6 protein-coding genes and 1 rRNA gene are annotated in these 9,736 nt (G+C 44.3%); 5 read left to right on the top strand and 2 right to left on the bottom strand.

Features of this window, described 5'->3' with window-relative positions:
* From rrf to CLV93_RS12165, 3 genes are all read left to right on the top strand, one after another.
* Window positions 1–92: ribosomal RNA gene (gene rrf / locus CLV93_RS12175) — 5S ribosomal RNA — on the top strand; the annotation flags it as partial.
* Between the two features lie 828 nt (window positions 93–920).
* Window positions 921–3,014 carry a tetratricopeptide repeat-containing sensor histidine kinase gene (locus CLV93_RS12170; protein WP_170108933.1) on the top strand — a complete coding sequence of 698 codons (2,094 nt, stop codon included), beginning with the start codon at window positions 921–923 and terminating at the stop codon, window positions 3,012–3,014.
* Between the two features lie 119 nt (window positions 3,015–3,133).
* Window positions 3,134–4,627 carry an IMP dehydrogenase gene (locus tag CLV93_RS12165; RefSeq protein WP_106542469.1) on the top strand — a complete coding sequence of 498 codons (1,494 nt, stop codon included), beginning with the start codon at window positions 3,134–3,136 and terminating at the stop codon, window positions 4,625–4,627.
* A 90-nt stretch (window positions 4,628–4,717) separates the two neighbouring features.
* Here CLV93_RS12165 and rlmD read toward each other — a convergent pair whose 3' ends face one another.
* Window positions 4,718–6,136: a 23S rRNA (uracil(1939)-C(5))-methyltransferase RlmD gene (gene rlmD, locus CLV93_RS12160; protein WP_106542489.1), complete on the bottom strand. Its 1,419-nt coding sequence runs from the start codon at window positions 6,134–6,136 to the stop codon at window positions 4,718–4,720.
* 203 nt (window positions 6,137–6,339) lie between these two features.
* Between rlmD and CLV93_RS12155 the strand changes: the two genes are divergently transcribed.
* Both CLV93_RS12155 and rlmB read left to right on the top strand, forming a co-directional pair.
* Window positions 6,340–8,295: an ABC-F family ATP-binding cassette domain-containing protein gene (locus tag CLV93_RS12155; RefSeq protein WP_106542468.1), complete on the top strand. Its 1,956-nt coding sequence runs from the start codon at window positions 6,340–6,342 to the stop codon at window positions 8,293–8,295.
* Complete coding sequence (gene rlmB, locus CLV93_RS12150) at window positions 8,271–9,059, top strand: 23S rRNA (guanosine(2251)-2'-O)-methyltransferase RlmB (protein ID WP_106542467.1); 789 nt, start codon at window positions 8,271–8,273, stop codon at window positions 9,057–9,059. The genes CLV93_RS12155 and rlmB overlap by 25 nt, the downstream gene beginning before the upstream one ends.
* Here rlmB and CLV93_RS12145 read toward each other — a convergent pair.
* Complete coding sequence (locus CLV93_RS12145) at window positions 9,056–9,526, bottom strand: Lrp/AsnC family transcriptional regulator (protein ID WP_106542466.1); 471 nt, start codon at window positions 9,524–9,526, stop codon at window positions 9,056–9,058. The two genes, rlmB and CLV93_RS12145, sit on opposite strands and share 4 nt — an antisense overlap.
* Window positions 9,527–9,736 lie beyond the last annotated feature (210 nt).

Raw genomic sequence — 9,736 nt, 5'->3', positions numbered from 1 at the left:
GGGTTCCACCTCTTCCCATTCCGAACAGAGAAGTTAAGCCCGTCAGCGCCGATGGTACTGCAGAGATGTGGGAGAGTAGGTCGCCGCTTATTTTACTTAAAGCCCGGTTCCTTTGTTGGAGTCGGGCTTTTTTGTCCCCAAAAGTTTTAAGACCTGGAGTTTTAAGTGTTAAGAAAGAACCAAAACTTAAAATGGTCATTAGGAATTTTCTTCTGCGAAGCGGATACCCCGTAGGGGTTGTAGTATTGTAGAGGATTGTGTGTGAAGGTAGCCAAACGGCTGCCTTTTTTTGTTTCAAGAAACCAGATATTGGAGAAAAGATTTAAGATGTTTATCCTACTTCATCTTATATCGGTTGTATATTCCTTGAGACCGGTATTTTTTATTGCTTTCCGCGGAAGCGACTGAAAATGCATTGACTTCCAGTTGCTTTCCTGGTCATTCTCTACTGCTCCTGTACTCATGATTGGGAGCTTCGTCAGTGTAGAATGAAAACAAACTATTTTCTAACTCTTTTCTGGTTAGTGAACTACATTGGCAGAACGCAGATTGTGGGAGTTTTGTAAAATAAATTTACACGAATCATCGTTTTCCCTTTACCTGTGTGCGGAATATCTCATGGCAGGCTAATTAATTTCGTTTTAAAGCAGAAAGGTTGTTACATCAACACTTTAAATATCAGGGAAATATTGGAGGGGAGACATTATAAAACTGTACATTCAATTTCGGTAACCAGAGTTATTGTTGGGATTCTTTTACTCATTGTTTCGGGATGTCATTCCAAAGATGGAAGTGAACAAAAAAGGCAACAGCCCGAGAGTAAGTTAAATACGCTCGTAAAGAAGTATGACAAATACCTGACCAACGCCTATGACTCTTCGAGAATGATCTTGCCGGAGCTGTTACAAAGAATCGATTCATTGTCTGACGTTACGCCTGACTTCGCGGTGTCGGTAATGGCACATGTAGCCGGGCAGGAAGCTGTGAAAGGCAATATCCATCTGGCCGATAGTTTGTCAAATCTGGCCGGAACTTATGCACTGCAACTGAATGATTCTTCGTTGCTGGCAGTAGTTCTGAATGCGAAAGGCAAGGTTATGCAAATAAAGGGGCGCCGCGACTCTGCATTTTACTACTACAGTAAGTCATTACATATCGCACAGCTACGGCATGATTCGATTGCAGCATTACCTGCTATGATTAACTTGGGAAATGCAATGATTGACCGGCATAATTCCGAGACCGGCATTAATTACCTTAAAGAAGCCCTGGAAATTGCCAGGAAGAGGAATAATAAGAAATACATGGCGGTATTGTATAATAACCTTGGAAAGGCATTTGATATTCGAGGGAATTATTCGATGGCGCTGCAGTATTATCGTGCCGCTCTCGACACTCTTGAGAGAATGAAGAGTAAGGAATACTACCTGGAACCACTAAATAATCTGGCCAATATTTATCTTTATTTGGGCAATGATTCATTGGCCATGAAATATTACCAGAAGGTAGGTAAGTTGGCCGATTCGCTCAACTACCAAAGTATGCAGGCTACTGCACTTATCAATATTGGTAATTTATATTATGAGAATAATGAAAATGATAAAGCCTTAAAATACACAAAGGCAGCAAATGCACTTCTCGGGGGACAATACGAATCTTATCTACATTCCATTATATATCTGAATCTTGGCTTAATACATCGAAATCTGGGGAATGCTAAAGTTTCCTATAAAGAAATTAGCAAGTCAATTGAGCTGGCCCGCAAATTTCATATTTACGATGTACTTGGTGAGGGATGTATGGAGATGGCCCGGTACTACGAAAATCACAATCAATTTCATCTGGCTGCCAAATATGCGAATGAAGCGTATCAGCTCGCTGTCAATAATAACATGTTGAACCTCTTACCCGAAACCAGCAAGCTGATTGCTGATAACTATCGGGCGGCAGGGAACACAGGCAAGGCGTTGAAATTCTATGATTTGTACAGTAAGTATAACGCTCAGTATCAGGACACCATCAATAATAAGACAACGCGTAATTTTGCTTTCCTTTATGAATTACAGAAAAAAGAAACGGCCAATAAAATCCTGATGCAGCGTCAGCAGCTCGACAAACAGGTGCTGGCTAATGTCCGTTTGAAGCTGGAACAACAGCGGATACTGATTTTTCTGTCGATTATTACCATCATAAGCGTGCTGCTGATATCCATTCTCTTGTTCTATCGTTCCCGGTTAAAATCGAGACTGAACAACGCACTGATTTCAAATAATAACGAGATAACAGAGCAAAATAAGTTACTTGAAAAGGAGAATGCCTTCAAGAATAAACTCATCTCAATTATTTCGCATGACATCAAAAGTCCGATGATGTCGCTCTATAATATCCTGGAGTTGCTTTCCGTCGATGAATTGTCGGAAGAGGAAAAGCGCGAACTCATCCGGGATAACATGCAGCTGACGGACAGGGCACTGAATATGGTAGACGATCTCCTGTCGTGGACACGGCAGCAGCTGAATACAACAACTGTGCATTACACGACGATTAATGTGTATGATTTGGGTAACGAAATCATCACGTTCTTTCAGCCTGATGCCCGGGAAATGAATATCAACCTGGTGAATGCCTGTTCACCTGAAACTACAGTTTACAGTGATTACCAGATGTTGAAGATGGTCATTCGTAATCTGTTTTCCAATGCTTTGAAATTTACCCCATCAGGCGGTTATATTGAGATGGGAGTTTCGAAAACCAATGGCCATGTTATTTTATATGTCACTGATACAGGTGTCGGAATCAAACCAGAAGACCAATATAAAATCTTCAGCGAAGAGAAGTATTTTACCACCAATGGTGTTCGGGGTGAACGTGGAAACGGACTAGGCCTGAAGCTTTGCCGAAATTTTGTGGAAAAAAGTGGTGGCAAAATATGGCTGGAGAGCAAGGCTGGTAAAGGTTCTACTTTCTTTATCGAAATCAAGCGAGCCAGCAATTCTCCTTCCGTTCAGAAATAATTGTCAGCTTTAGCAGTATCGAAATCATATCAATATTTTGTAATTTAAGACTGGGCTGGTTACCTTTGCGAAATTTTTCAAAGCAATAGCGTGCATTAACACACAACAATCCAATCGATATGGCCCAGTATTATAACGAAGTATCCCGGACATTTAACGAGTACCTCCTGATTCCCGGACTCACAACGAAAGAGTGTACTCCCAACAATGTTTCGTTGAACGCTCCGCTGGTCAAGTACCGGAAAGGAGAAACTCCCGCTCTCCAACTGAATATACCGTTTGTTTCAGCCATTATGCAGTCGGTTTCCGACCATAATCTGGCAATTGCGCTGGCGCGAAATGGAGGCTTGTCCTTCATTTTTGGTTCTCAGCCGATTGATACGCAAGCTGAAATGGTGCGGAGAGTGAAAAAATTCAAAGCTGGTTTCGTGATAAGTGACTCAAATCTCACTCCCGAACATACGCTGGCTGATATTAATGCATTGAAGAGAAGAACCGGTCACTCTACGGTAGGAATTACCAACGATGGAACTCCTAACGGCGTTCTGATGGGAGTTGTGACCAGTCGCGATTATCGCGTTTCCAGAGACAGTCTCGACAAACCGGTAAAAGAGTTTATGACTCCGTTTTCAGATTTATTTGTCGGTAAATTGGGGATTTCGCTGAACGAAGCCAATGATATTATCTGGGACAACAAGTTGAATAGTCTTCCGATTATCGATGAAAATCAAAAGCTGCAGTACTTCGTATTCCGTAAGGATTATGACGATCATAAGGATAATCCCAACGAATTGTCAGACAGCAGTAAAAAGTTGATGGTCGGTGCCGGTATCAATACCCGTGATTATAAGGAACGGGTTCCTGCTCTTCTCGAAGCTGGTGTCGATGTGATGTGTATTGATTCATCCGACGGTTTCTCCGAGTGGCAGGGTGAAACGCTTCAATACATTAAGAAGACGTACGGCGACGATGTAAAGGTGGGAGCCGGAAACGTGGTCGATAAAGAAGGTTTCCGCTATTTGGTAGAGGCTGGCGCTGATTTCGTGAAAGTTGGAATCGGTGGCGGCTCGATTTGTATTACCCGCGAAACAAAAGGAATTGGTCGTGGACAGGCAACGGCATTGATTGAAGTTGCTGAAGCCCGCGATGAATATTTCCGGGAAACCGGTATTTACGTCCCGATTAGTAGCGACGGTGGTATTGTGCATGATTATCATATGGTGCTGGCGCTGGCTATGGGAGCTGACTTCCTGATGATGGGACGCTACTTCGCCCGTTTCGACGAAAGTCCGACCCGGAAGTTGAAAATAGGTAGCAACTACATGAAGGAATACTGGGGCGAAGGTTCGAACCGTGCCCGCAACTGGCAGCGTTACGACATGGGCGGCAGCGAAAACCTGAAGTTCGAGGAAGGCGTCGATAGCTACGTGCCGTATGCCGGAAAACTGAAGGACAACCTGGATATTACCCTGGGAAAAATCAAATCGACCATGTGCAGCTGTGGTGTTTTGTCGGTGAAAGAGTTGCAGGAAAATGGTAAGATTACATTGGTTTCATCGACCAGTATTGTGGAAGGTGGAGCGCACGATGTGGTTTTGAAAGATCAATCGTAGTGATTTAACGATATACGAAAAACGCCGGTCAGGAGCTTCGATGCTTCCAACCGGCGTTTTTTATTTTGTTCCGCTTAGCGGAAAATTATCTCATTCGTTTTCCCGTTTTTCAAGCAATACCACATTTTCCACGTGGTGTGTATGCGGGAACATATCGACGGGCTGAACTTTTACCACTTTATATCCCTCATCAAGCAGGTTCAAGTCGCGTGCCTGTGTGGCGGGGTTGCAACTCACGTACACAATTTTTTTCGGCGCTGCCTGAAGAATCACTTTTATCACATCGTCGTGCATGCCGGCGCGTGGCGGATCGGTTATGATTACGTCCGGCTGTCCATTTTGCTCGACAAAATCCGGCGTTAAAATGGCTTTCATATCTCCCGCAAAAAACGATGTATTCTGAATGTCGTTCAGTTCCGAATTCACTTTTGCATCTTCGATGGCTTCCGGTACATATTCGATTCCAACTACTTTCTTCGCCTTTCCGGCTACAAAGTTGGCAATGGTTCCCGTTCCGGTGTACAGGTCGTAAACTACTTCGTCTCCCGAAAGGGAAGCATAGTCGCGGGCAATTTTGTACAGTTCATATGCCTGCTCCGAATTGGTTTGGTAGAAGGATTTCGGCCCGATTTTAAACCGCAAACCTTCCATCTCTTCAAAAATGTGGTCGCGTCCGGAATAGCAGATGATCTCCTGGTCGGTAATGGTATCATTGGCCTTCTCATTAATTACGTACATCAGCGAAGTGATTTCCGGAAACTTCGTTTTTACATGTTCCAGCAAAGCAACTCGTTTTTCTTCACTTTCGTGGTAGAAGGAGACAATGACCATTAGCTCGCCGATACTGGCTGTACGGATAATCAGGTTACGCAAAAAGCCTTCCTGGTTTCGGATATCGAAAAAGGAGAGGTCGTTCTGCAAGGCATACGCTCTGATTTCATTCCGGATAGCATTGGACGACTCGGTCTGTAGCCAGCATTTTTCAATGTCCAGCACCTTGTCAAACATTCCGGGAATATGGAATCCCAGCGCATTCATGTTTTCAAAAGTCTTTTCCGTATCAACTTCTTCCTGAGTAAGCCAGCGTTTGTTCGAGAAGGTAAATTCCAGCTTGTTCCGGTAGAAAGTGGTTTTTTCCGAGCCTTTGATGGGTGTAATTTCAGGTAATTCAACATGTCCGATACGCCTCAGCTGATCGGTGACTTGTTTTTCTTTATAGAAAAGTTGTTTGTCGTATGGTAAGAATTGCCATTTACAGCCGCCACAGGTGCCAAAATGCTGGCAAAAAGCTTCGGTTCGTTCGTCGGAATATTCGTGAATATTGACCACCCGCGCTTCCATGAAACGGCGCTTCTTTTTGAATACCTGCAAATCGACCACGTCGCCGGGAACTACATGCGTGGTAAAAATAACCACATCATCCACTTTCGCAATTGCTTTTCCTTCAGCTCCTACATCCGCAATGGTTACCTTTTCGTAAAGCGGTAACGGCTTTCTTCTTCTGCCCAAAATCTTCGGTTTTAAATTTTCCCAAAGATATAAATTCATCGGGTACTGTGAGCGCTTATTGTAATCGACCAAAAGGTTTGATTTTGAGTGGGTAATTTCTTGCAGGGAGAGAACAAAAACCGTGGTTGATAATCCGAACCAACCAATGGGAGCCCTGTAAATTCTGTTATCTTTGTCCCAATTTTAGAAGAAGCAGTGTTTTTATGATTTCAGTCGAAGATTTACACCTCGAATTTGGTGGATTTGAATTATTCAAGCAGATAAGTTTTATCGTGAATCCGCGGGACCGGATTGGTCTGGTTGGACGAAATGGTGCCGGTAAGTCGACACTGCTGAAAATTTTCTCCGGACAGTTACAACCCAGTTCCGGCAGGGTCGTAAAGCCGGGAGATTTTCGTATTGGCTATTTGCCGCAGCACATGGTGACAGCCGATGGAAAAACGGTGATGGAAGAAGCGGTTACGGCCTTCGACGAAATCGTAGGACTGGAAAAACGCATCGAGCATCTGAATCACCAGTTGGCTACTCGCGAAGATTACGAATCGGAGGGCTACCACAAAATCATTGAGGAAGTTACCGAAGCGAATGACCGTTTTCAACTGCTGGGAGGCGGTAATTTCCATGCCGATATTGAGCAAACACTGGTTGGCCTCGGATTTAAACGTTCCGACTTTAACCGGCAAACGACCGAGTTTTCCGGAGGTTGGCGAATGCGTATCGAACTGGCCAAGATTTTGCTGGCTAAGCCAAATGTTTTTCTGCTCGATGAGCCGACTAATCACTTGGATATCGAATCGATTCAATGGCTGGAGAATTTCCTGAAAGATTACGCCGGTGCAGTTGTGTTGGTTTCACACGACCGGGCATTTCTTGATAATGTGACGAACCGAACGGTGGAAATTTCGCTGGGCAATGTGTACGACTACAAAGTCAGTTACTCGAAATATGTTGAGTTGCGTAAAGAGCGCCGGGAGCAGCAGATGGCGGCTTATCGCAATCAGCAAAAAATGATTCAGGACACGGAAGAGTTCATCGAACGTTTTCGCTACAAGGCGACCAAAGCGGTTCAGGTGCAATCGCGCATTAAGCAGCTGGAAAAGATCGATCGCATTGAAATCGATGAAGAGGATGTTCGTTCACTGAATATCAAGTTTCCGCCGTCGCCGCGTTCCGGTAACGTAGTTTTCGAGGCGAAGCAGATGAGCAAAAGTTACGATGATAACCTGGTGCTGAAAGACATTGATTTGACTATCGAACGGGGAAATCGTGTGGCTTTTGTCGGGAAAAACGGCGAAGGGAAAACAACGCTGGCGCGGATCATCATGCAGGAATTGGAGTTTAACGGCCATGCTAAGTTAGGGCATAACGTGAAAATCGGGTATTTTGCCCAGAACCAGGCTTCGTTGCTGGATGAAAATGCTACGGCATTCGATATCATCGACAGGATTGCTGTAGGTGATGTCCGGACAAAAATTCGGGATATTCTTGGTGCGTTCATGTTCAGCGGCGAAGATGTCGATAAGAAAGTAAAGGTGCTCTCGGGTGGTGAACGCTCTCGCTTAGCGATGATTCGTTTGTTGTTGGAACCGGTGAACTTCCTGGTACTCGATGAGCCGACGAACCATCTGGATATGCACTCGAAAGATATTCTGAAACAAGCGCTTCAGGATTACGATGGAACCTTGTTACTCGTTTCGCATGACCGTGAATTTCTTGATGGTCTGGTGGATGTGGTTTACGAGTTTCGTGATAAGAAAGTGAAGCAGCATCTGGGCGGTATTTATGAATTCCTCCGTCGGAAGAAGATGGACTCACTGAAAGAACTGGAGCGAAAAAATAATAATCAATCAACTCAGCAGGTCGTCGAAAAAGAAGAGAAGAAAAACGATGGCCCGGAGCTTAGTTACGAAGAGCGGAAGGATGTTAACCGGACCATTTCGCGGCTGGAGAAACAATTGAGTGAAGCAGAGGAGAAGATTACCTCGCTGGAAACTGAGATTGAGGAGATGGACGGGCGGTTAGCCAATCCTGATAACGAAGATATGGAGCAATTGCTCTCAACTTATTCCCGGAAAAAGGAAGATCTGGATAAAGAGATGGAGAACTGGGAGAAAACAACAGAAGAACTGGAAGAATGGAACGCAAAAAAAACGTGGTAAGACATCATCGTGCCCCAATCGATAAAAGCACTTACGTGTTTGGCACACGCGCTGTTATCGAAGCGATTAAATCAGGCAAAGAAATAGAGAAAATTCTGGTAAGAAAGGGGCTTTCCAACGAGTTATCACGTGAGTTGTTCTCTCTTGTCCGGGAGATGGACATTCCGGTTCAGAATGTTCCGATTGAACGTATCGACCGGATTACCCGGAAGAACCATCAGGGAGTACTCGCCTTTCTTTCTCCGATTACCTACCAGAAAATTGAAAATATTATTCCCGGAATTTACGAAAAAGGCGAAGTTCCGCTGATATTGGTACTCGACAAGATCTCGGATGTTCGGAATTTTGGAGCCATTGCCCGATCGGCCGAGGTGGCCGGAGCCCATGCCATCGTTGTTCCCGAAAAAGGTGCTGCGCAGGTAAATGCAGATGCGCTGAAAACATCCGCTGGTGCTTTGAATATGATTCCGGTTTGCCGGGTGAAAAGTCTTCGCGAAGCCATTGTGTTTCTTCAGGAAAGCGGTTTACACATTCTGGCTGCGACCGAAAAGGGTGACAAAAATTATTTCGAAACTTCAATGCAGGAGCCGACGGCTATTGTTATGGGAGCGGAAGATAAAGGCATTGAACCTGAATTATTGAAGTTCGCTGATGAGTGGGTTAAAATTCCGCAATTCGGGCAGATTGCTTCGCTGAACGTTTCGGTAGCGGCATCGGTGTTAATTTTCGAAGCTGTTCGTCAGCGTATGCAGGCAAGTTCCTAATCCTTGTAAATGGGAACCTGTCGGTTGAACGTTTCTTCCAGCGAGATAAAGGTTTCTGTACTGGTAATCCCTGAAATCCGCTGGATCTTGTCGTTTAGAATTTCTTTCAAATGCTCGTTGTTTCGGGCATAAACCTTCGCAAAAATCGCATATTGACCCGTGGTATAATGACACTCAACAATTTCGCGAATCGACATCAATTCCCGGGCAACTTTATGGTATAACTCTCCTTTGTCCAGGAAAATTCCAATATACGTACAGGTGTGGTAATCTACTTTCTTCGGGTCGATATTGTAGCCTGACCCGGTGATGACCTGCATCTCGATCATTCGATTGACCCGTTGGTGCACTGCGGCACGGGATATTCCACATTCAGCGGCAACATCCTTAAAAGGTATACGGGCATTCTGGCTAATGATATCCAGTATTTTCAGATCGATTTCGTCGAGATGGTGTTTATGTGTCATGGTCGCTAATTTTTCCTTCCTCAAAAATAAGATAAATGTTTATAAATCTTCAATAAACAATTCATCTTTGTCGCCATTTGTAACAATTCTTAACTTTTTGTCAGAGAAACCATATTTTTGATTTCGGTTGAAGTGCGGTGCTAACTCGAGGCGGCGTTAGCTTAATTTCTTGTGGGAGCGTGAAAGACATAAAGTAAAGAGTAACATTAT

Source organism: Prolixibacter denitrificans (assembly GCF_003014495.1).
Lineage (GTDB): Bacteria > Bacteroidota > Bacteroidia > Bacteroidales > Prolixibacteraceae > Prolixibacter > Prolixibacter denitrificans.
Note: the sequence above shows the minus strand (reverse complement) of the source record. Positions and strands in the feature narration are given on the sequence as shown.

Bases quoted from the DNA above. Each gene is read 5' to 3' on its own strand.
- CLV93_RS12165 (WP_106542469.1), top strand. From the start codon at position 3,134: ATGGCCCAGTATTATAACGAAGTATCCCGGACATTTAACGAGTACCTC.
- CLV93_RS12155 (WP_106542468.1), top strand. From the start codon at position 6,340: ATGATTTCAGTCGAAGATTTACACCTCGAATTTGGTGGATTTGAATTA.
- rlmB (WP_106542467.1), top strand. From the start codon at position 8,271: ATGGAACGCAAAAAAAACGTGGTAAGACATCATCGTGCCCCAATCGAT.
- CLV93_RS12145 (WP_106542466.1), bottom strand. From the start codon at position 9,526: ATGACACATAAACACCATCTCGACGAAATCGATCTGAAAATACTGGAT.